General features: G+C 47.2%; 23 protein-coding genes, 1 rRNA gene and 1 other annotated feature. All 24 genes read left to right on the top strand.

Features of this window, described 5'->3' with window-relative positions:
* Positions 1-121 precede the first annotated feature (121 nt).
* The 24 genes from MKY92_RS23525 (at position 122) to MKY92_RS23410 (ending at position 22701) form a co-directional block, all read left to right on the top strand.
* Positions 122-364, top strand: coding sequence for a DUF4321 domain-containing protein (locus MKY92_RS23525; RefSeq protein ID WP_047841183.1), 243 nt, complete (start codon positions 122-124; stop codon positions 362-364).
* 64 nt (positions 365-428) lie between these two features.
* Positions 429-1070: a Maf family protein gene (locus MKY92_RS23520; RefSeq protein ID WP_339297833.1), complete on the top strand. Its 642-nt coding sequence runs from the start codon at positions 429-431 to the stop codon at positions 1068-1070.
* Positions 1071-1107: 37 nt separating this feature from the next.
* The gene (gene radC / locus MKY92_RS23515; RefSeq protein WP_339297832.1) at positions 1108-1797 is read left to right on the top strand and encodes a DNA repair protein RadC; all 690 of its coding nucleotides are present in this window, start codon (positions 1108-1110) and stop codon (positions 1795-1797) included.
* A gap of 183 nt (positions 1798-1980) precedes the next feature.
* Positions 1981-3015 carry a rod shape-determining protein gene (locus tag MKY92_RS23510; RefSeq protein WP_017692612.1) on the top strand — a complete coding sequence of 345 codons (1035 nt, stop codon included), beginning with the start codon at positions 1981-1983 and terminating at the stop codon, positions 3013-3015.
* Positions 3016-3200: 185 nt separating this feature from the next.
* A complete protein-coding gene (gene mreC, locus MKY92_RS23505) occupies positions 3201-4073 on the top strand; it encodes a rod shape-determining protein MreC (protein ID WP_339297831.1) in 873 nt (290 codons plus the stop codon).
* On the top strand, positions 4073-4606 hold the full coding sequence (mreD, locus tag MKY92_RS23500) for a rod shape-determining protein MreD (RefSeq protein ID WP_091037552.1): 534 nt from the start codon (positions 4073-4075) through the stop codon (positions 4604-4606). Before mreC ends, mreD begins: the two co-directional genes overlap by 1 nt.
* A 74-nt stretch (positions 4607-4680) precedes the next feature.
* Complete coding sequence (gene minC / locus MKY92_RS23495; RefSeq protein WP_017692615.1) at positions 4681-5343, top strand: septum site-determining protein MinC; 663 nt, start codon at positions 4681-4683, stop codon at positions 5341-5343.
* Between the two features lie 3 nt (positions 5344-5346).
* Positions 5347-6141: a septum site-determining protein MinD gene (gene minD, locus MKY92_RS23490; protein WP_053783092.1), complete on the top strand. Its 795-nt coding sequence runs from the start codon at positions 5347-5349 to the stop codon at positions 6139-6141.
* Between the two features lie 149 nt (positions 6142-6290).
* Positions 6291-7139: a M23 family metallopeptidase gene (locus tag MKY92_RS23485; protein ID WP_339297830.1), complete on the top strand. Its 849-nt coding sequence runs from the start codon at positions 6291-6293 to the stop codon at positions 7137-7139.
* Positions 7132-7992, top strand: a complete 861-nt coding sequence (locus MKY92_RS23480) for a M50 family metallopeptidase (protein WP_339297829.1) — start codon at positions 7132-7134, stop codon at positions 7990-7992. The genes MKY92_RS23485 and MKY92_RS23480 overlap by 8 nt, the downstream gene beginning before the upstream one ends.
* A 106-nt stretch (positions 7993-8098) precedes the next feature.
* Positions 8099-9349, top strand: coding sequence for an Rne/Rng family ribonuclease (locus MKY92_RS23475; protein ID WP_036605911.1), 1251 nt, complete (start codon positions 8099-8101; stop codon positions 9347-9349).
* A gap of 56 nt (positions 9350-9405) precedes the next feature.
* Positions 9406-9490, top strand: a sequence feature (ribosomal protein L21 leader region).
* Positions 9491-9504: 14 nt separating this feature from the next.
* Positions 9505-9816, top strand: coding sequence for a 50S ribosomal protein L21 (gene rplU, locus MKY92_RS23470; RefSeq protein ID WP_017692620.1), 312 nt, complete (start codon positions 9505-9507; stop codon positions 9814-9816).
* 14 nt (positions 9817-9830) lie between these two features.
* Positions 9831-10160, top strand: coding sequence for a ribosomal-processing cysteine protease Prp (locus MKY92_RS23465; protein ID WP_237177864.1), 330 nt, complete (start codon positions 9831-9833; stop codon positions 10158-10160).
* A 23-nt stretch (positions 10161-10183) separates the two neighbouring features.
* Positions 10184-10495 carry a 50S ribosomal protein L27 gene (gene rpmA, locus MKY92_RS23460; RefSeq protein ID WP_017692622.1) on the top strand — a complete coding sequence of 104 codons (312 nt, stop codon included), beginning with the start codon at positions 10184-10186 and terminating at the stop codon, positions 10493-10495.
* Positions 10496-10645: 150 nt separating this feature from the next.
* Positions 10646-11383 (top strand): Spo0B domain-containing protein, encoded by a 738-nt coding sequence (locus MKY92_RS23455; RefSeq protein WP_036673602.1) that lies wholly within the window; start codon positions 10646-10648, stop codon positions 11381-11383.
* Positions 11384-11400: 17 nt separating this feature from the next.
* The gene (gene obgE, locus MKY92_RS23450; RefSeq protein ID WP_076216952.1) at positions 11401-12711 is read left to right on the top strand and encodes a GTPase ObgE; all 1311 of its coding nucleotides are present in this window, start codon (positions 11401-11403) and stop codon (positions 12709-12711) included.
* 230 nt (positions 12712-12941) lie between these two features.
* Complete coding sequence (locus tag MKY92_RS23445; RefSeq protein WP_017692625.1) at positions 12942-13379, top strand: ACT domain-containing protein; 438 nt, start codon at positions 12942-12944, stop codon at positions 13377-13379.
* A gap of 58 nt (positions 13380-13437) precedes the next feature.
* Positions 13438-14724 (top strand): homoserine dehydrogenase, encoded by a 1287-nt coding sequence (locus MKY92_RS23440; RefSeq protein WP_017692626.1) that lies wholly within the window; start codon positions 13438-13440, stop codon positions 14722-14724.
* A 115-nt stretch (positions 14725-14839) separates the two neighbouring features.
* Positions 14840-15910 (top strand): threonine synthase, encoded by a 1071-nt coding sequence (thrC, locus tag MKY92_RS23435; RefSeq protein ID WP_036673546.1) that lies wholly within the window; start codon positions 14840-14842, stop codon positions 15908-15910.
* Entirely contained in the window at positions 15907-16875 is a 969-nt protein-coding gene (gene thrB / locus MKY92_RS23430; protein ID WP_339297828.1) for a homoserine kinase, read from the top strand. The genes thrC and thrB overlap by 4 nt, the downstream gene beginning before the upstream one ends.
* Positions 16872-17744, top strand: a complete 873-nt coding sequence (pheA, locus tag MKY92_RS23425) for a prephenate dehydratase (RefSeq protein WP_339297827.1) — start codon at positions 16872-16874, stop codon at positions 17742-17744. The genes thrB and pheA overlap by 4 nt, the downstream gene beginning before the upstream one ends.
* A 148-nt stretch (positions 17745-17892) precedes the next feature.
* Positions 17893-18777, top strand: coding sequence for a branched-chain-amino-acid transaminase (ilvE, locus tag MKY92_RS23420; RefSeq protein WP_017692630.1), 885 nt, complete (start codon positions 17893-17895; stop codon positions 18775-18777).
* A 194-nt stretch (positions 18778-18971) separates the two neighbouring features.
* Positions 18972-20600 carry a LysM peptidoglycan-binding domain-containing protein gene (locus tag MKY92_RS23415; protein WP_339297826.1) on the top strand — a complete coding sequence of 543 codons (1629 nt, stop codon included), beginning with the start codon at positions 18972-18974 and terminating at the stop codon, positions 20598-20600.
* 548 nt (positions 20601-21148) lie between these two features.
* Positions 21149-22701: ribosomal RNA gene (locus tag MKY92_RS23410) — 16S ribosomal RNA — on the top strand.
* The last annotated feature ends 77 nt before the right edge of the window (positions 22702-22778 follow it).

The following is a 22778-nucleotide window of genomic DNA, read 5'->3' as shown; positions in this document are numbered from 1 at the left end:
TGGAAATACCCATCCGGCAAGGAACTGGAAATAGTTCCCCTTGCCGGATTTGTGTTTGTATTGACGTACAAAACCCCGTATAATAATGTGGGTGTCAAAAAATGGCGAGGGAAGATTACCGATGAAAAAAAACTTCGGCATGTTATTGCTGTTTCTGCTGCTCGGCTGGATGGCCGGAGCGTGGATCGCCAAGGCACTGCAGCCTGTTAAGGCAGTAGCCTTTCTTACGAAAGCCACGACCATACGTTGGTCGCCGCAGGCTGATCTGGATATTATCAGTTATGATATTTCACTTCAATTTCAAATGAGCCTTCTGAGTCTGATCGGTATGATTGCCGCTGTGTGGCTGTATCGCAGACTGTAGGAGAATGACGAGTTATGACGAAAAAAATTAAACCAGTGACATCTATTATCGTGATCCGGACAGGATGTTGCCGTGGCATAAGGAGCCGTTCATTTTGGATAACACACAACAGCGCCCTATTATTCTGGCCTCCACATCGCCTCGGCGCAAAGAACTGATCGCATCACTCCACCTAGCGTTTGATGTAATACCAAGTCATGCCAATGAAGACACACCACCAGAGTGGACACCTGAACAGACGGTGCAGGAGCTTGCTTTGCGCAAGGCACTTGCCGTGTATCGCGGGCTTGAAGGCCACGAGCAGGAAGGCATTATTGTTGGTAGTGACACCGTTGTTGTTCTGGATGGTGAGATTCTAGGCAAACCTGTAGACGAAGCAGATGCTGAACGTATGTTATCCCGGCTGCAGGGCCGCGTACATCGGGTGTTTACGGGCGTCGCTTGTATTGATGCGGGCAATGGACAGTCGTTAGTTCATTACCGCCAGACCGATGTAACGATGAAAGAGCTGTCTGATGCAACCATCCGTGCTTATGTGCAGACAGGTGAGCCTTCAGACAAGGCAGGATCATATGCCATTCAGGGCATTGGTGCTTCAATGATCGATCGTATCGAAGGATGTTATTTTAATGTGGTTGGCTTGCCGCTATCTTTGCTAAGTGATATGTTGGATGGGTTCGGCGTACATGTGTTGCCACGAACATGAATGAAGCCAAATGTTGTGAAATGAAAAGAGGGAACTTATGGAGTCGCCTCAATACATGATGCGCGACATCCCCCAGGAAGAACGCCCGAGAGAACGCATGATGGAATACGGGGCGGGCGCCTTAAGCCATGCTGAATTGCTGGCAATTTTACTTCGAACAGGCACAAGACAGGAATCCGCGGTGCATATGGCACAGCGGATTCTGGCCGAAGCGGGTGGCATTCGCTCGTTGATGGATTTGAGTCTGGAAGAACTGACCACGATGAAAGGGATCGGTAATGCCAAGGCTGTGCAATTGAAAGCTGGCATTGAGCTGGGTCATCGGATTGCCAAGAGCAGACTCACACAGTCGACCTCAATACGTACACCGCGTGATGCAGCTGATATCCTGATCGAACAATTGCGTTACTTGCAAAAAGAACATTTTGTGTGTCTTTTTCTGAATAGCAAAAATCATATTATTGCCCAGGAAACACTCTCCATGGGCAGCCTTAACGCTTCGATTGTACATCCACGTGAAGTGTTCCGGGCTGCCATCAAATGCAGCAGCGCATCGATTGTGTGCGCACACAACCATCCCAGTGGTGATCCTACGCCCAGTCCAGAGGATATCCAAATAACCAAGAGACTGATTGAAGCAGGCGGTATTGTTGGCATTGACGTGCTTGATCATATTATTATCGGAGATGGAACGTACGTAAGTTTGAAGGAGAAGGGCTTAGTATAATATAATGGTTGGCGTTGATGTTTTCCTATGAATGTTAACGGCGTTGTCCGTAAAAGATAGGTTCACTTTACAAATGCAAAAAAACAAATGCGAATATTAGCTCCACGTATTGCGTGGGAATAAAATTATTACGCTCTGGATCAGAATGGAGCGGCTATATGAGGCAGAAAAGGAGATTATGTTATGTTTGGTGGTTTTACGAAAGATTTGGGTATTGACTTGGGGACAGCAAATACGTTGGTTTATGTACGAGGAAAAGGAATTGTGGTGCGCGAACCTTCGGTTGTCGCTATACGGACAGATACAAATAGCATCGAGGCAGTAGGTGAAGCCGCTAAAAAAATGATTGGACGTACACCAGGTAACATTCGTGCCATTCGTCCAATGAAAGATGGCGTTATTGCCGATTTCGATACAACGGCAACGATGATCAAATATTTCATCCGTGAAGCGCAGAAACAACGCTCTATGTTCCAGCGTCATCCAAACGTGATGGTATGTGTACCATCCGGGATCACGGCAGTAGAACAACGTGCGGTTGAAGATGCAACCAAACAGGCTGGAGCACGTGAAGCCTATACAATTGAAGAGCCTTTTGCAGCTGCAATCGGTGCAGATCTGCCTGTATGGGAACCAACGGGTAGTATGGTTGTAGATATCGGTGGCGGCACAACGGAAGTGGCTGTTATCTCACTTGGTGGTATTGTTACGAGCCGTTCAGTTCGTGTAGCAGGTGACGAGATGGATGAATCCGTTATCCAGTACATCAAACGCCAATACAATCTGATGATCGGTGAGCGTACATCAGAGCAATTGAAGATGGATATTGGATCAGCTATGCCATTGGAACAAGTAGAAACGATGGAAATTCGTGGACGTGACCTTGTAACAGGTCTGCCGAAGACTATTACGATTACTTCGGACGAGATCAGTGAAGCGCTGGCTGATACGGTGAATGCAATTGTTGAAGCAGTAAAAGTAACACTGGAAAAATGCCCGCCAGAACTTGCTGCCGATATCATGGATCGGGGTATCGTTCTTACAGGTGGTGGGGCATTGCTTCGTAACCTGGACAAGCTTCTCGCTGGTGAGACAGGAATGCCTGTCATTGTGGCTGAGAATCCGCTGGATTGTGTAGCAATCGGAACAGGTAAAGCGCTAGAGAATATTCATTTGTTCAAAAGCAGAAGCAGTTCGGCAGTTCGTTCCAAACGTTAATTGGTATTTGCCTAACTTGGCATAGCGACCAAGTGGCAAGATATCTTTATAGAGGACCCGGTTAACCCCGGGGATGAGCTATTACCCGCTTAACAGGGGAGGATCGGCTGATATTCTCGCAGGGACTACAGGTCTGACAGTCTCCCCGCCGGGCATGGCTCGGAAGAGAATATGGATGTTAGAGGGTGTTCGAACTGTTTAAACTGCTAGGCAACAAAAGACTTTTTGTTTTGCTGGTGGGCCTTGTTACATTTATCGCGTTAATGGGCTTTACGCTCAGTCCGCGAACCACTCTATCCTGGCCGGAGAAATTCCTGAAGGATTCAGTTGGATTTGTACAATACGTATTTTACAAGCCCGCTTCCTATGTAGCGGGCTTTTTCAAAGATGTAGCGAACATGCGTACGGTATATGATGAGAATGAAGAGCTTCGCATCGCGATGGGTCACTATACCCGGGATCGGCTGAAATACAATGATATGGAGCAAGTGAATGAGCAACTTCAGAAAGCGCTCAATTTCACAGAAGAACAGAAGAATCGCTATAATTACGGTTCACGAATTGCTCAGGTTATCAGTGCCAATTCGGATCCAAATAGCAGAACCATTAACATTGATATCGGTGAAAATGCGGGAATCAAGCCGGGGATGGCCGTTACCTCCCAGGAAGGGCTGGTCGGCGTGATCAGTCATGTCAGCTCATATACATCAACGGTTAATCTGTTAACGTCCATGGACGCCAACGATCCGACATCTAATGCCATTGCAGCAACGGCGGTGGGTAAAGATAAAGTGTTTGGTATGATAGAGAGTTATGATCCGAAGACGGGCATGCTCAAAATGACCAAAATCTCAGAAGATTCTAATATCCAAAAGGATGATGAGATTATCTCCTCCGGAATTATTAACAATTTTCCGAAGTACATGCGGATTGGTAAAGTGAAGAGTGTCGAGAAAAGTGAGTATGGTTTAACCAAAACAGCTACAATTGAGCCATATGCCAGCTTCCTTGACTGGAAAGAGCTGATTGTCATTATCCCGCCTGAGGTAAAAGAATAATGGTAACGCGCAAGCAAGTTTTGTTCCTGTTACTATTCGTTTTGTTCATTGCGGAAGGCACAATTTTGCCGCTGCTTATCCCTTCTGGCTGGCACATGCGTATTTCTGCCAATCTGGTCTATATCGTAATTTTGTTTATCGCTGTATATCATCATCGTCATACGGCACTAGTACTCGGTATATTTTTTGGACTATTGCATGACGTTGTATTCTACGGCGAGATGATTGGACCTTATGGATTCTCGATGGGATTATCGGCATACATGATGGGACTCATTTTTCAAGCACCTCGTGCACCCTTGCCGGTTATGGTATCGGTTGTCATTTTGGGAAGTCTGCTTAATGACACCATGCTATTTTTCCTGTACAAGCTCTTCCAACTTAACCACGTGACCTTTGACTGGGCGTTGATTGAATACATGATTCCTAATTTGTTCATTCATTTTGTGTTTGCCTTGATCATATATGTCCCGCTTCGGAAACAACTGGAGCGGATCGGCAAGAGACGGAGCAAGACAGAAGAAGCTTCCTAAATACATTTATGGAGCGCAAAGCAGGAACTTGGGGCCCCGGGCACGAAATGTAATGAGATGGGAGGGACAGGCTTATGACGGTAAAATCGAATCACGTAACGATTAAAGGCATCCGAGACGGCCTGGTTTTCCTGTTGGACGATCAATGTGAATTCGAGGAATTGCTCTATGAGCTCCGCTATAAGCTGGAACACAGCCATCAAAATATTTTGACCGGACCGATTGTTCATGTGGATATCAAGTTGGGTGCCCGCGAAGTGACAGAGGACCAGAAAGAAGCAATCCTCGATATATTGAAGCAAAAAGGGAATTTGCTTATTCGATCCATCGACTCACCTGCACTCCAACCGGAGGTTAAAGGACCGCCGCCGATTGTAACCATGTGTGGTATGGTGCGTTCAGGTCAGGTGCTTCATCATGAAGGAAATCTCCTGTTTCTTGGGGATATCAATCCGGGGGGCACAGTGACGTGTACCGGAGATATATATGTGTTGGGTTCACTCAGAGGTATGGCTCATGCCGGAATTGGCGGGGACGAGGAAGCGATCATTGCCGCTTCGGTATTTGCACCGACGCAGCTACGGATTGCGGATATCATCAGTCGTCCTCCCGATGAATGGGAGAGCCGAGAGACCGGAATGGAATTTGCTTACTTACAGGACAATCAGATGCAGATAGACAAAATGAGCAATATCGTTCGGTTACGCCGAGATTTTAATGTGTTTAAAGGAGTGTAGCTCATGGGAGAGGCGATCGTGATCACTTCGGGTAAAGGCGGCGTGGGTAAAACAACCACCTCGGCAAACATCGGGACAGCGCTGGCGCTGCTCGGCAAAAAGGTTTGTCTGGTAGATACCGATATCGGCCTTCGTAATTTGGATGTCGTCATGGGACTCGAAAACCGTATTATTTACGATCTGTGCGACGTTGCGGACGGCCGCTGCCGTCTGAATCAGGCTTTGGTCAAAGACAAGCGTTTCGAAGAATTATATATGTTGCCTGCTGCGCAGACGAGAGACAAAAACTCAGTGTCGCCAGAACAGGTCAAGGATATTATCCTTGAATTGAAAAAAGATTTTGAGTACGTCATTATTGATTGCCCAGCTGGCATAGAGCAGGGTTTCAAAAATGCGGTAGCAGGAGCAGATCAGGCCATCGTGGTCACTACACCGGAAAATGCTGCAGTACGTGATGCGGATCGTGTCATCGGCCTGCTGGAGAGTTCGCACATTCAATCACCAAAGTTGGTGGTGAATCGAATTCGCAATAATATGGTTAAATCGGGTGACATGTTAGATATCGATGGTATTTTACAAGTACTTAATATTGACCTGATTGGCATTGTGCCTGATGATGAACTGGTCATCAAAGCTGCCAATTCAGGAGAACCTACGGTCATGAATCCGGATTCACTTGCGGCGATTGCGTATCGAAATATCGCACGACGCATTCTGGGAGATACGGTCCCATTAATGCAGCTGGAGCAGAAAAAGGGAGCTTTCACTCGTTTCAAAAAGTTCTTCGGAATGGGTTAACTCGTTAAACGAACTTATTCATAAAGCAATTACATGACAGCCGTGGCTTATAGCCCGGCTTTTTTTTGTTACCTGCGGGTAGGCTTGTTCATATTATCAAGCACCTCTTCATAGGATGTAGTAAACAAGCCTCGGCGGGAGGACATTCCATGAACACGAAACTCAGAATCAAGCAGAGACGAGAGGAACGCATTCGGCGACTGATGGATGGTGCCACTGTGGAGGTCTTACAGGAGCAGAAATTAGGTTCACTGTTGGACAAGAATGAGATCATACACCCAAAACCATTTACGCCTAGTGAAGGGATACAGGAAAGAGATCCGGAATGGTTGTGGAAAAAAGAGAATGGTCATTTTGTTCCAGGGGGGCATTCGAGATTCAACCTGTTCAAGTCACTTCTCAAACGGACGGTCATTAGCGCTTTGATATTTGGCGGAGTATGGGGTCTGTTTCAGTTGGATACATCGTGGACGACCTCACCCAAAACAGTAATTGCGGATGCACTCCATCGGGATATGGATTTTGCCTCAGCAGCGGCTTGGTATGAACGGCATTTTGGAGGAACGCCTTCATTTCTTCCGGTCCTCGGTCATACGACGGATGCTGTCAATGGTTCAGGTATTCGGCAGTTACTGGGCAAACCGATCTCAGGCACAGTGGTTCAGCCATTCGCGCTGAGCATGAAGGGAATTGAGATCGTTCCGGATGCCGCAGGTGCAGAACTTATACAGGTCGCAAGTTCTGATGCGGGGCGTGTCATGGAGGTTATCGGCGATGCAGTTAGTGGATTCACAGTTGTCATCCAGCATACAGGCAATTTCACGGCAATATACGGTCGTCTGAACGAAAGTGAAGTGAGCGTGAATGATTGGGTGGAAGCGGGGAATCCGGTGGGGAGTCTCAAGGCTACGGGTGGTGAGCAACCGGCCACGCTCTATTTTGCAGTCAAAGAGGGGGAGGAGTACGTAGACCCGGCGGAAGTTGTTGCTCTTGATTAGGGTGTGGGGAGTCCGCATTACGTTTCATCCGTTTTTTGTAATTATTATGATGGCCTCCCTTCTGACTGGACATTTCATTGAACTTATTACGTTGTTTGCCATCGTATTCATTCATGAATGTGGACATGCTGCGGCTGCTGCCCTTCTGGGCTATCGTGTCTTGTCGATCCAGATGCTCCCTTTTGGAGGAGTAGCGGTTATCGAAGATGGAGGTACGATTACGGCCTACCGGGAAATCATGATTGCTCTGGCTGGTCCATTACAAAACATCCTGATGGTTGGCGTGGTTATGCTGTTGCAGTATGGCAATCTGGGCGATCCGGTATTTCTCAACTATATCATTCAGGGGAACCTGCTCATTGCCCTCTTTAATCTGCTGCCTGTACTTCCTCTGGATGGAGGTAAAATTGTTCAGGCACTTGTCAGTCTGTGGGCACCCTACTATACAACATTAATGTGGACTTACAGAATTAGCATTCTGTGTAGCGTAGGGCTTATTTTATATGCTATCAGCCGATGGTTTACTGGCGACTACGGCCTACCGCTCAACATTCTGTTAATCGGCCTTTTTTTGTTCTATTCCAACGTAACGGATTACCGAAATGTGCCCTATCGCTTCATCCGTTTTCTCATGAATCGAGAGGGTGCGTTCGCTCGTCACGCGGCTACTGGCAGTTTGGCGCAGCCAATAATCTCATTTCCGGCGAAACCTTTGGACACTATTTTGCGTCTATTAAAGAGAGAAAGATACCATATGGTATACGTGATGAACAGACAGGGGCGAATTATGGCCGTCTTGCCTGAGCAACGGATAATCGGTTCCTATTTTCAACAAAATAGTGATAAATTGTAGTGTTCTGGTGGACCTGTTCTGAAATGGGTTAATATATGTACAATGAGAATTGAAAAGATACTGAAATGGATGTGGATGATTTGAATTGTCTTCTAGAGGTGAAGCCATGAAACAAATGATAGTACATAATGAACATAACCTCATGCAAATGGCGCTTCTGGAAGAAGGCAAAGCTGTGGAATTTACGGCAGAGCGTACACGTGATCGTGGACTGCTGGGTTCCTTTTTCAAGGGACGGGTCGTGAATGTGTTACCAGGTATGCAAGCTGCTTTTGTGGATATTGGTCAGAAAAAGAATGCGTTCCTCTATGTGGACGATGTGTTGCATCCCCATCTGGAGAAACAGCCCAAGGTGAAGCCTTCCATCTCGGAGTTGCTTCGCCCGGGTCAGGAAGTCATTGTTCAGGTTCTGAAAGAACCGGTAGGAGGCAAGGGAGCCCGGGTGACGACTCATTATTCACTCCCGGGCCGTTGGCTTGTCTACATGCCTGTTGCTGACTATGTAGCGGTATCCAAGAAAATTGCCCGTGAAGGGGATCGTTCCCGTCTTAAGGCACTTGGGGAGCAACTGAGGCGGGATGAAGAAGGACTTATTATTCGGACCGTATCTGGAGAAGAGCAGCATGAAGCCATTAAGTCGGACTTGGAAACATTACGCGCGCAGTGGTATCTGATTCGTGAAAAAGCGGACAGTTTGCCTTCACCAAGCCTCTTGCATCGGGATCATAGCATGGTACAGCGAATCATCAGAGATGTGTATACGCCAGGGAGTGACGAAGTCATCACTGATAGTGAAGGGCAAGCCCGTGAGGTAAAAGCATTGCTGGAAGAGATTAGTCCTGGTCATCAACCCAAAGTACAGGTGTATCGGGGAACAGAATCCATCTTTGCTGCCTATGGTGTGCAGGAACAGTTGAATAAGGATTTTGCCCGGAAAGTGTGGTTGCCCGGAGGCGGATACATTGTTATTGATCATACCGAGGCTCTGACAGTTGTGGATGTGAACACGGGGAAGTATACGGGAGCTGGCGGTGACAGTCTGGAAGAGACCGTGACTGAGACCAACATACAGGCAGCAGTGGAGATTGCCCGTCTAATGCGCCTACGAGATATCGGTGGCATGATTATTGTCGACTTCATTGATATGGAGGAAGCCTCGAATCGGCATGAAGTCGCGGCAACCTTGGAGGGTGAGCTCAAGAAGGATCGGACCAAAGCGTTTGTAATGGGTTGGACCAAGCTGGGGTTGCTCGAACTTACCCGTAAGAAAGTGCGAGAAGAAAGTACGTTACCCTATGTGGAGCCGTGTTCTTCCTGCCATGGTACGGGAAAAAGATATATTTCACCTTTGCATTGATTTTTGATATATTGCGTGATATAATCTTCAAGTATGTGTTTAGCCTAATGGTCTTGCACATGCTGTAACCGCACTGGCCGGGTATAAGAACAGTTCCGCAAGGATACTGTCACCTGAGAACGGGCGAGTCTGAGACATGAGGAGGTGCAAGGCAAATGTACGCAATTATTGAAACAGGCGGCAAACAGTACAAAGTCCAAGAGGGCGATGTTCTGTTCATCGAGAAATTGACTGCGAACGATGGCGAAAGCGTAACGTTCGACCGTGTCCTGGCTGTATCTAACGATCAAGGTTTGACAGCAGGTACACCATTGATTTCCGGAGCTACTGTAACGGCTAAAGTGGAGAAACATGGCAAAGGACAAAAGGTTATCGTATACAAATACAAACCTAAAAAGAACTACCATGTGAAGCAAGGTCACCGTCAACCGTACACTAAAGTAACTATCGAAACAATCAAAGCGTAAAGAAGGTGCGATAAGTGATTATCGTTCAAATCTTTCGTGATGAGGACGGGAACATCGAACGTTTTTCCATTGAAGGGCATGCTAATTTTGCCAAGCGGGGAGAAGACATCGTATGTGCCGGGGTATCCGCTGTTACAGTGGGTACGGTGAACTCGATTGAAACATTGACCGGTGTCGAAATGGATGCCAAGATGAAGAATGGCTTTTTAAGCGGTTCTTTACCTATGTTAGAGAGAGGGGAAACCTGGTCCCAGGTACAATTGTTACTCGAATCCATGGTGGTTATGCTCTCTAATATTGCAGAGTCATACGGGAAGTATATTAAAATACAGCAATTCAAATAAGCAAAGAAGGAGGACAACCAATCATGTTGAAATTAAATCTTCAGTTATTCGCATCGAAAAAAGGTGTAGGTTCCACGAAGAACGGACGTGACAGTAATGCTCAACGTCTGGGTGTTAAACGTGCTGATGGTCAAACTGTAACTGGTGGTAGCATTCTCGTTCGCCAACGCGGAACGAAAATTCACCCAGGAACTAACGTTGGCATCGGTAAAGATGACACTTTGTTCGCGAAAATCGACGGCGTTGTAAAATTCGAACGTTGGGGACGCGATCGCAAAAAAGTAAGCATCTATCCTGTTAATGTTGCTCCTGTAGCAGCTGCAGTAGAAGCGTAATATCGGCATTCCGCCTAAGGAGCCTTCGGCATTTTTGCCGAAGGTTTTTTGTATTCAACGGTTATTCGATAATGAACTGGCAGAAAAGACATGTTATACTTGGTTACGGTGGGTGTATACCAACCGAGTTTTGTAGAACGGGGAGAAGCCATGAAATCTTGGAAAAGAGTGCCGTGGATTGCGGCATGTTCACTTCTGATTCCTTTGGTTTTCGTTATGTTGTATCCGGCGATGATCTCAAGCGTCGTGTGCGCATTGTGGTCCGTCGCAGTATTGCTCATTTCTGTGAATGCGATGAAGAAACAGGCGGAGGCGGAACGCAGAGCCATCATACAATCCATGGAAAAAACAGCAATTGCTTCATTAAATCATCATCGACACGACTGGATGAACGACCTTCAGGTGTTATATGGATATCTTCGGCTGGGCAAACTTGATAAATCCTTGCAATGTGTGGAAAGAATAAAAGAGCGGGTTACAGAAGAAAGCCGAATCTCCAGATTAGGTATTCCTTCCCTCGTATTTTATCTTCAGTCTTTTCGCGCCAGTGGAATCGCGCTGGACTTGCATGTGGAAATAGAAGATGAGTTGCAGCTTAGTGCTCTGGTCTCTCCCGAGGATGGCGAGTCACTTACCGGGGCGATTGCGGATGCAATCAGGGCCTATCAATATGGCGGCGGCCGGTCTTCTTGGGGAGAGGTTCGCAAACTGACCTTGAACTTCGGACAGGATCATGGAGATGTGGTTGTCCGACTGGACGGGGATCAAACACCCGATCCGGAAACACTGCGGCAGCTTACTGCCGTACTCAAAGGAAAAAAAGTCAGAACGGAGCAGTTTCCGTCTGAGGATACGTTTATACAATTCAGAATGCCGTGTGGAATATAGGAAGAAGGGGTTAACCAATGTTTGTAGATAAAGCGAAGATTTATGTAAAAGCCGGAGACGGAGGGGACGGAATTATTTCTTTCCGTCGTGAGAAGTATGTACCAAACGGCGGACCTGCCGGGGGCGATGGAGGCAGAGGAGCTGACATCATTTTCCGCGTGGATGAAGGTTTGCGTACGTTGATGGATTTCCGTTACCAGCGTCACTTCAAGGCCCCACGTGGTGAGAAGGGACGTAATAAAAGTCAGCATGGTGCAAACGCGGAGAATATGATTGTGCGCATTCCACCAGGAACGATCATCTTGGATGAAGACAGTGGAGAAGTACTGGCGGATATGACACGTCACGGTCAACAGGTTGTTATTGCTCGTGGTGGTCGGGGCGGACGGGGTAACATCCGATTTGCTACACCGAACAATCCCGCACCTGAACTTGCTGAGAACGGTGAAGAAGGACAAGAGCGTTACATCGTACTCGAACTGAAAGTTATGGCAGATGTTGGTCTGGTTGGTTTCCCGAGTGTCGGGAAATCCACATTGCTTTCTGTCGTTTCGTCAGCCAAGCCAAAGATCGGTGCATACCATTTCACAACCATTACACCGAATCTGGGTGTAGTCGGTGTAGGAGAAGGCCGAAGCTTTGTCATGGCCGATCTGCCTGGATTGATTGAAGGTGCGCATGAAGGGGTCGGACTGGGACATGAGTTCCTGCGTCACGTCGAGCGTACTCGTATTATTGTTCATGTCGTAGATATGTCGGGTTCAGAAGGACGCGATCCTTTTGAAGACTGGCAGAAAATCAATGACGAATTGAAGTTGTACAATCCACTTCTCGCCGAGAGAACGCAAATTGTAGCAGCTAACAAGATGGATATGCCAGACTCTGAAGCGAACCTGGAGCAATTTTTACAGCAAGTTCGTGAAGTTCAACCGGATATTGAAGTGATGCCAATTTCATCCTTGACCCGGAAAGGGATTCAAGAACTTCTGTATCGTGCAGCTGATCTGCTGGATCAGGTTCCAGACGAGCGTGTGGTTGAAGAGGTAGCAGATGTATCTGAACGTAAAGTATACAGTCTGGACAAAAAAGAAGACGATGGTTTCAAAATTGTGCGTGAGAACGAAATGTTCGTTGTCGAAAGTGCCAAGATTGACCGCATGATGAAACGGATGCAACTGAACTCACATGAAGCTATACTGAAACTCGCACGTACACTGCGTTATATGGGTGTGGACGCTGAGTTACGTAAGCGCGGAGCTGTAGAAGGCACCATCGTGCGTATTGGAGACTTTGAATTCGAATTCGTGGAAGGCAGCAGTTACTACTAAGTAGCTGTCTTCCGTGGAGAGACAGATCGATATAGGAACGCAGAGAAGTGGGAAGTTGACCCGCAACTCTGCGTTTTTTTTTGTTTTTTCCTGACATAGGAGAGGGATAAACTTGTATACTGTGAGGAACGTATTTCAAAAAATAGGCGTGTCATGTATTGCCCTTTTGTCATAGATCCTATATAATGTCCACTATATGAATACATGAGTCTTTGAGGAGAGGACGTTCTGTGAACGAACGCTATTATTTAGTACGGGAAGATATTTTACCAGAGGCAGTGGTGAAGACCATGCAGGTAAAAGAACTACTGGCTTCTGGTGATGTTAAAACAGTGCATGAGGCGGTTGAACAGGTCGGATTAAGCCGGAGTGCCTTTTACAAGTACAAGGATGGGATTCATCTGATCAACCAGCTTGAGCGCGAGAGAATTGTAACGATCTCCATTGATCTGGAGCATCAGTCAGGGATCTTGTCTCGTGTGCTTGGACATGTAGCTGGTTATGGAGCTAATGTACTCACGATTAATCAGAGTATCCCGCTTCAGGGAAGAGCCAATGTTGTCATTTCGGTGGAAACAACACATCTTCATGGCGAAATTGGTGAAATGCTGGATCGAATGCAAGATATGCCTGGAGTAAGACGCACACGTATTGTAGGCCAAGGGTAATTAGGCTTTAACATACAGGACTGACGGACAAGAATAGACATTAGGGGGTAGATCGTTAGTGAAACCAGTAAAAGTCGGATTGTTGGGTCTGGGAACTGTCGGAACGGGAGTCGTTCGCATTGTGGAAGGGAATCAGGAGGATCTGAGCAGTCAGGTTGGATCGCCGATTGTCATCGAGAAGATCGCAGTGAAAAATACAGAGAAAGAACGTGTTATTGCTGTAGACCGTGCCAAGCTTACGGAAGATCCTTGGGAAGTCATTCGTCATCCGGATATTGATGTCATCGTTGAAGTCATGGGCGGCATTGATCAGACGAAGGAGTATATTCTTGAAGCGTTGGAACGTGGGAAGCATATCGTAACAGCAAACAAAGATCTCATGGCACTTCATGGTACAGAGATTTTGGCGAAGGCACAGGAAAAACAATGTGACGTGTTCTATGAGGCGAGTGTTGCTGGAGGGATTCCGATCATTCGTACGCTGATTGAAGGTTTCTCTTCTGACCGGATTACCCGCATTATGGGGATTGTGAACGGAACAACGAACTTTATTCTGACCAAAATGAGTCAGGAGGGTGCATCCTATGAAGAAGTGCTGGCTGAAGCACAGGCTCTGGGATATGCCGAATCGGATCCAACTTCCGATGTGGAGGGACTTGACGCAGCTCGCAAAATGGCGATCTTGAGTACACTCGGTTTCCGCACCAATGTGGAGTTGAAGGATGTGACCGTTAAAGGAATATCCTCCGTAACTCGTGAAGACATTATGTATGCCAAAAGATTGGGCTATGAGATGAAGTTACTTGGTATTGCGGACCGTATTGGCGATGAGATCACGATCAGCGTTCAGCCGACAATGGTTAGACAGAATCACCCGATTGCTTCAGTCAACGGTGTGTTCAACGCAGTATATGTACACGGTGAAGCTGTAGGGGAGACGATGTTCTACGGTGCGGGTGCGGGAGAACTCCCAACGGCAACTTCGGTTGTAGCTGACATTGTGGCGGTTACCAAAAACCTTAAACTTGGCGTGAACGGTCTCAAAGCAATTGTGCCTTATAAGATTAAGCGACTACAAAGCGACGAGCAGATCGTGTCGAAAAACTTTATTTTACTACACGTAGACGACAAAGCCGGTGTATTGGCACAAATTACACAAATTTTCGCAGAATATGATGTCAGTCTGGCGTCGGTTGTTCAACAGCCGAATGAGCACAACCCGGATGCCGAGATCATTATCGTTACACATAATGCAAGTAAGGCAAGCATGGATAAAGTGTTAAAACATTTTGAATCACTCAGCGTCATTCGCCGCATTAAGAGTGTCTACCGGGTCGAAGGATAATTGTCCTTATCCCATACGGCATCTCAATTATTTCAGTTATAACGTACAAGTTAATCATATCCGGTTCAACAGGTCATCATTTCAGATTATTAAAACATAAAGGAGTTTACCCACAATGAGATATCAAGGACTTTTGCAAACGTACAGAGAGCACCTTCCAGTTAATGAAAATACACCCCTGCTTACGCTTCAGGAAGGAAATACACCGTTGATTCATGCAGAGAATCTGTCTGAGGAACTCGGTTTGAATGTTTACTTCAAATACGAAGGTTTGAACCCTACGGGATCTTTCAAAGACCGCGGTATGGTTATGGCTGTTGCCAAAGCTATGGAAGAGGGCAGCCGTACGATCATGTGTGCATCCACAGGTAATACGTCAGCAGCTGCAGCGGCCTACGCCGCACGTGGTGGCCTCAATTGTATCGTACTGATCCCGAATAACAACATTGCACTGGGTAAACTGGCCCAAGCCATGATCTATGGAGCTAAGGTGATCGCGATTAATGGTAACTTTGACCGTGCACTGGAGATTGTGCGTGAGATCACAGCCAAACATCCGATCACGCTTGTAAACTCTGTGAATCCGTTCCGGATTGAAGGACAGAAGACAGCAGCGTTTGAAGTCATTGAACAACTTGGCGAAGCGCCTGACGTTCTGGCTATTCCAGTCGGTAATGCGGGTAATATCTCGGCTTATTGGAAAGGTTTCAAAGAATATAAAGAGGCAGGCAAGTCCAGCACGCTTCCACGTATGGTTGGTTTCGAAGCAGAAGGTGCGATGGCCATTGTCAAAGGTGAGCCGATCCTTGAACCTGAAACGGTAGCAACAGCAATTCGAATCGGTAATCCGGCGAGCTGGAAAACGGCGGTAGCTGCAGCTGAGGAATCTGGTGGACAGATCAACTATGTAACGGATGAACAAATCCTGACAGCGTATCGAACACTTGCTTCTCGGGAAGGAATTTTTGCTGAACCTGCTTCTGCGGCTTCCCTTGCCGGTGTATACAAACTGAAGAGTGAAGGGTACTTTAAAGGCGGAGAGACTGTAGTTTGTGTACTGACAGGTAATGGCCTGAAAGATCCTAATATTGCGATCAAAACAGTAGCGACTGAGCCACTTGTTGTTGAAGATACGGAAGAAGCGGTAATGGCGGCCATTGCACAACTGGAGCAGCAATCTGTATGAGTTTGCGTGAAAAGGTAACCGTAAAAATACCTGCAAGCACAGCCAATCTCGGTCCGGGGTTTGATACCCTGGGCATGGCATTGTCTTTGTATGCCTGGTTGGAAATGAAACCTGCCGAGCAGACAACATTTCATCTTCACGGCAATCATTTGACAGGCCTGCCAACAGATAAATCGAATTTGATTTACGAAGTGGCACAGATGGTATTCAATGAAGCTGGGGTATCCGTCCCTGAATTGGAGATTTCCATGTATTCGGATATTCCGCTTACGCGGGGACTCGGGAGCAGTGCATCAGCCATCGTTGGTGCATTGGCAGCAGCGAATGCATTAATTGGTGCTCCTTTATCCGATGCGAAGCTTCTGGATATGGCCACATCCCTCGAGAAGCATCCTGATAATGTTGGAGCATCTCTGTATGGCGGTATTATTACGGCTGCATGGAATGGTCAACAGGTAGATCATATACGTATTGAACCACACCAGGATCTGCAGGCTTTGGTTATTGTACCTGAATTCCAGCTGTCTACTTCAAAAGCAAGGAATGTAATTCCAGAGCAATTTGGCATGTCTGATGTGGTGCATAACATTAGCAGATCCTCACTGCTCGTTGCCGCTTTGGCGAGTGGACGACTGGATATGATTCAAAAGGCGATGTCAGATCGAATTCACCAACCATATCGGGCATCATTGGTGCCAGGCATGGCTGAGATATTGGAACATGCTGTTGATCATGGAGCGTTGGGAGCTGCCCTGAGCGGAGCTGGACCGACTGTATTGACTTTGGTAGATCGTCATGACACCCGAAAAGCGGGATTGGAACAATATTTGCTGGACACTATGGAGCGGGAGGGCATATCTGCTTCTGCACTGTGGCTCGATCCGGATTTGGACGGTGTAACCGTGCTGCCTGATCAAGACGAACGTCCTTTTCTGGACAGAATCAAAGGGGAAGTTAATGCATGAAACGAATTGCAGTATTACCTGAAGGCTCAGTCTCTCATGAGGCAATTGATTTCCTTTTCAACGGAGAACCATTAGATTTGCTTCATTCCAAGCTGATTTCGGATGTGTTTAGAGCAACGGATAGCGGGATTGCGCAATACAGTGTCATTCCGATTGAAAATACCATTGAAGGCTCCGTTAGTCTTCATATGGACTGGCTTGTGAATGAAGTAGATATTCCGATGCAAGCAGAGTGGGTATACCCATCCATCCAGAATGTTATTGGACATGGCTCGGAATTTAAGGCAGAGAGTGGCGAGTATGATTTCGGTAGAATTACCAAGATCATGTCTCACCCTGTGGCTATTCCGCAGTGTCAGAATTTTATTCGGCTGCATTCGCCTGGGGCGGACCTTGAAGGTGTGAACAGTACAGCCGAAGCTGTAGAAATTGTGAAAAAAAATCCGGGTAAGGGCTGGGTGGCGATCGGTACCAAGCTTGCTGCTCAGAAGCATGGTCTGGATATTATGGCTGAAAAGGTTACAGATCATGACAACAACTACACCCGTTTTGTGCTCATCGGCCATGAACCTGTGAACATTCCACGTGAACCGGATCATGTAAAAACCAGCTTGCTGGTGACATTGCCAGAAGATGCACCGGGTGCGTTGCATCAGGTATTATCAGCTTTTGCATGGCGGAAGCTGAACTTGACCCGTCTCGAATCTCGTCCAACGAAGAAACGATTGGGCAGTTACTATTTTTACATTGATGTTGTGGAAACAGTCGATTCGGTATTGCTTACCGCAGCCATGGCAGAGATTGAAGCATTGAATTGTCAGGTGCGCGTTCTGGGTAGCTATCCTTGTTATACATATCCTTCGAGATAATTGACCTGATGGTGGTTGTGATTGTTGGAAGGTTGTCATAATTCTGGGTAGGTGGACAAGTAAGGGTTTGTCATTTTGGTGTACAATGGACGGGTTAATAACGTTTCGGAGTACAGTGAATGGATATTTTATGGAGGTGCAGTCATCGGTGGCAGAACAATGGATCTATTTGGATGGTCAGTATGTGACCAAGGAGAACGCAACCGTTTCGGTATATGATCATGGATTTTTGTATGGAGACGGGATTTTCGAAGGTATTCGGATCTATAATGGAAATATTTTCAGATGTAAGGCCCACTTGGATCGTTTGTATGATTCGGCGAAATCCATCAGTTTGAACATTCCGCTGTCCATTGATGAGATGCTGGAAGTCATGGCTGAAACGGTGCGCCGCAATGATATGCGTAATGGTTATATTCGTCTTATTGTATCGCGCGGCCCTGGTAATCTGGGGTTGGACCCGTTACGTTGCCCTAAGGCATCCGTAATCATCATCGTGGAGCAATTGGCGATCTATCCCGAGGAAGCGTATCTTACTGGATTGAAAGCCGTGTCGGTATCCCAACGCCGGAACATCCCGGACGCATTGAATCCGAAAATTAAATCGTTGAACTATCTGAATAACATCCTGGTTAAAATCCAGTCTAACTATTCAGGTGCTGGTGAAGCAATCATGCTGAACTCCCAAGGTTACGTTACTGAGGGTTCAAGTGATAACATCTTCATCATCAAAAATGGTGTAGTGTACACGCCGCCTTGTTATCTCGGAGCACTTGAAGGGATTACACGTCAAGCGATTATCGATCTATGTGGCGAACTGGAGCTTGAATTAAAAGAAGTGCCATTCACCCTGCATGATGTGTATATCGCAGACGAAGTCTTTTTCACCGGGACAGCTGCAGAAGTTATCGCTGCATATGAAGTGGATGGAAGAACGATTGGCACGGGGGTAGCAGGTCCGGTAACGCTGAGACTGCTGGAAGCATTCCGTCAGATTGTTGACAAAGATGGATATAAAGTTTGGGAATCTTAAGTTAGAATTGCATAACATATGGAACAGGAATCCTCCTTGTCCGATAAAATTCTGCATACTGGTGTATGGGGATTTTGGAGACAGGAGGATTTTTTTTGTTTAGTTGATGTCATTAGCCCGGTTTCTGCATAGGATGTAGTAACGGTATGGGCGAATGTACTGCCCAAGTATGACGTCTAGGAGGTTAGTTCCCTGTGAAAATACACATGGTGAAAAAAGGCGACACATTATATCTGCTGTCCCAAAAATACAATGTAGCGCTGGACAAATTGATCGCGGCTAATCCGCAAATCACAAATCCCGACAAGCTGGATATTGGCATGAAGGTCAAAATCCCTGCAGAGCCAGTAACACCGAAGCCGGAGGGTGTGCTCCACAGTCACAAGGTGCAGCAAGGTGATTCGTTATGGAAGTTGGCACAAGCCTGGGGAGTTCCTTTAAAAGATATGATCAATGCCAATCCGCAGTTGAAAAATCCGAATGCTCTGCTGGTGGGGGAGACAGTTTATATTCCATCTATGCACGCACAAGGAAACAGCACTTCTAATTCGGGTGCCGGCAACATTGCTGCTCATGAAAAGTTATCATCTGAAGGTAAGGAATATACGGGAGTCAAAGAACCGGAGCCCCCGGCTCCAGTTACGCCAACTCCCCCTGCTCCGGTAGCAGAGGTGCCTGTTCCGGTCCCGGCGCCTGCTCCACCACCTGCCAATCCGGTAATGCCGAATGTAATGCCGGAACTGGAGGTACTGCCGCAGTTACCAGAGCTTCCTGAAGTGAAGCCGGAAAAGGAAACGCACAAAAAAGAAGAGGTTAAACCCGAAGTTCATGTAAAACCGGTAGCAGAATCCAAGAAATACACAATGCCTAATCTTTCGCCTGAAATTATGCCTTTGCCTGTAATGCCTAATACAAAGTCTCCAACTGAGGTTGCACCAGCAACGAAAAAGCCTTGTGGTTGTGGTAATAAGTTGCATCATGCGCCAGCCGAACACCCTTATGTTCAAATCCCGGTTCCTGCACAAGAGGTGTATGGTGCGCAGCAAGACATGTACACGGCAGGAGCGAGTAACAATACGTCGTTTCCAGGGATTCCGGAAGTTAGTCCTTATGGTAGCAGTGATCTGCCAAACAGTCCGTGGACTAGCGCGGAACAGGGTTATAACCACAATAACGTTATGCCGAATCTTTCCGCAGCAATGCAAAACAACTCATTTCCGATTGCGCCAGCTGGCGCAGTGAATAGTCCATTCCCGACGTATGCAGCACCTGGTCATATGAATCATCAGCCGCCTTTCATATCTCCATACTCAATGCTTCCGTACCCTCCATGCGGATGTGGCTCACATACACATATGCCTCAGTATACTTATCCTTCTCATGGTTATCAGGATCCGGCTTGGAATATGTATGGTCCTTCGTACGGTATGCCACCTGAAATGTCCACATCAACGATGCCAAACCAGCCTATTGAGTATGCTTATCAGAATCCGTACCCTACTCAGAACATGGTTCCGCCGTCTCCGCTTGGAGCATTTGGTGAAATGTATCCTCCTCATGAGCAAGGAAAGGGTGGTAAAAAAGGGGGGCGTGAAGACGCTAACTTAAGTCAGGTAGCAATTGAAGAGGTTGGATCAGATTCGGAAGGGAAGTCCAAGCAAGCAGGGAATAAGCCGGCCGCTGCAAAACGCAGAACAACCAAGGCTCCTCTGAAGAATAAATCCAAGGTATCCGTGTCCGGGAAAACATCCAGAGAGGGTGCAGCTCCTTCCAACCAACGGAAATCTGATAAAAAGCGTCGTAATCCATGGATACAAAACTAACCTAGCGCGGATTGCGATTGATGAAAAAGTCAGGTGCATGTTTTATTTAGTGGGAAGTCTGCTCTGTAATGGAGAGAGGCTTCCCGCTTTTCTTAATAAACATTGAGTTTTGCATTACGGAGATATAGTTGTTCTGGTAATGATAAAGAGCATTTTATTGAGAAGTTGTTGTAAACCCTTTCATAAATGTGTTAAAATATTTGTACCCTATGAGCGTAACCTATTATGATAGGACAAGATAGGGAACGGATATGGTAGCTTTAGCTAATGCAAAACTACTAAAGAAAAGAAATGAAAAAACTGTTGCATTACATTCAGCCGTATGATATATTATTTAAGTCGCCGCTGAAACACACGGTTGACACAGGAAACACAAGGAATAACAAAAATAAGTTTGATCTTTGAAAACTGAACAACGAGTGAGTAAACATTCTGCTTGCAGAATGAACGCAAAAGTTGAGACAAGCCTTGGCTTGGATCGACTGGAGCACAAATGAGATTTTTAATCTCGTCAGATTCAAAATGAGCTTATCGCTCTTTTCAATACTTTATTGGAGAGTTTGATCCTGGCTCAGGACGAACGCTGGCGGCATGCCTAATACATGCAAGTCGAGCGGACTTGAAGAGAAGCTTGCTTCTCTGATGGTTAGCGGCGGACGGGTGAGTAACACGTAGGCAACCTGCCCTCAAGTTTGGGACAACTACCGGAAACGGTAGCTAATACCGAATAATTGTTTTCTTCGCCTGAAGGAAACTGGAAAGACGGAGCAATCTGTCACTTGGGGATGGGCCTGCGGCGCATTAGCTAGTTGGTGGGGTAACGGCTCACCAAGGCGACGATGCGTAGCCGACCTGAGAGGGTGATCGGCCACACTGGGACTGAGACACGGCCCAGACTCCTACGGGAGGCAGCAGTAGGGAATCTTCCGCAATGGGCGAAAGCCTGACGGAGCAATGCCGCGTGAGTGATGAAGGTTTTCGGATCGTAAAGCTCTGTTGCCAGGGAAGAACGCTTGGGAGAGTAACTGCTCTCAAGGTGACGGTACCTGAGAAGAAAGCCCCGGCTAACTACGTGCCAGCAGCCGCGGTAATACGTAGGGGGCAAGCGTTGTCCGGAATTATTGGGCGTAAAGCGCGCGCAGGCGGTCATTTAAGTCTGGTGTTTAATCCCGGGGCTCAACCCCGGATCGCACTGGAAACTGGGTGACTTGAGTGCAGAAGAGGAGAGTGGAATTCCACGTGTAGCGGTGAAATGCGTAGATATGTGGAGGAACACCAGTGGCGAAGGCGACTCTCTGGGCTGTAACTGACGCTGAGGCGCGAAAGCGTGGGGAGCAAACAGGATTAGATACCCTGGTAGTCCACGCCGTAAACGATGAGTGCTAGGTGTTAGGGGTTTCGATACCCTTGGTGCCGAAGTTAACACATTAAGCACTCCGCCTGGGGAGTACGGTCGCAAGACTGAAACTCAAAGGAATTGACGGGGACCCGCACAAGCAGTGGAGTATGTGGTTTAATTCGAAGCAACGCGAAGAACCTTACCAGGTCTTGACATCCCTCTGACCGGTACAGAGATGTACCTTTCCTTCGGGACAGAGGAGACAGGTGGTGCATGGTTGTCGTCAGCTCGTGTCGTGAGATGTTGGGTTAAGTCCCGCAACGAGCGCAACCCTTATATTTAGTTGCCAGCACTTCGGGTGGGCACTCTAGATAGACTGCCGGTGACAAACCGGAGGAAGGTGGGGATGACGTCAAATCATCATGCCCCTTATGACCTGGGCTACACACGTACTACAATGGCCGGTACAACGGGCTGCGAAATCGCGAGATGGAGCCAATCCCAACAAAGCCGGTCTCAGTTCGGATTGCAGGCTGCAACTCGCCTGCATGAAGTCGGAATTGCTAGTAATCGCGGATCAGCATGCCGCGGTGAATACGTTCCCGGGTCTTGTACACACCGCCCGTCACACCACGAGAGTTTATAACACCCGAAGTCGGTGGGGTAACCGCAAGGAGCCAGCCGCCGAAGGTGGGATAGATGATTGGGGTGAAGTCGTAACAAGGTAGCCGTATCGGAAGGTGCGGCTGGATCACCTCCTTTCTATGGAGAATCGTTTCCCGAGTGGAAACATTCAAATATGCAGCTTAGCTGCAAAACACTCACTCGTTGCTCAGTTT

The organism is Paenibacillus sp. FSL R5-0623 (genome assembly GCF_037974265.1).
Lineage (GTDB): Bacteria > Bacillota > Bacilli > Paenibacillales > Paenibacillaceae > Paenibacillus.
The sequence above is the reverse complement of the archived record's forward strand: the minus strand, read 5'-3'. Positions and strand labels throughout refer to the sequence as shown.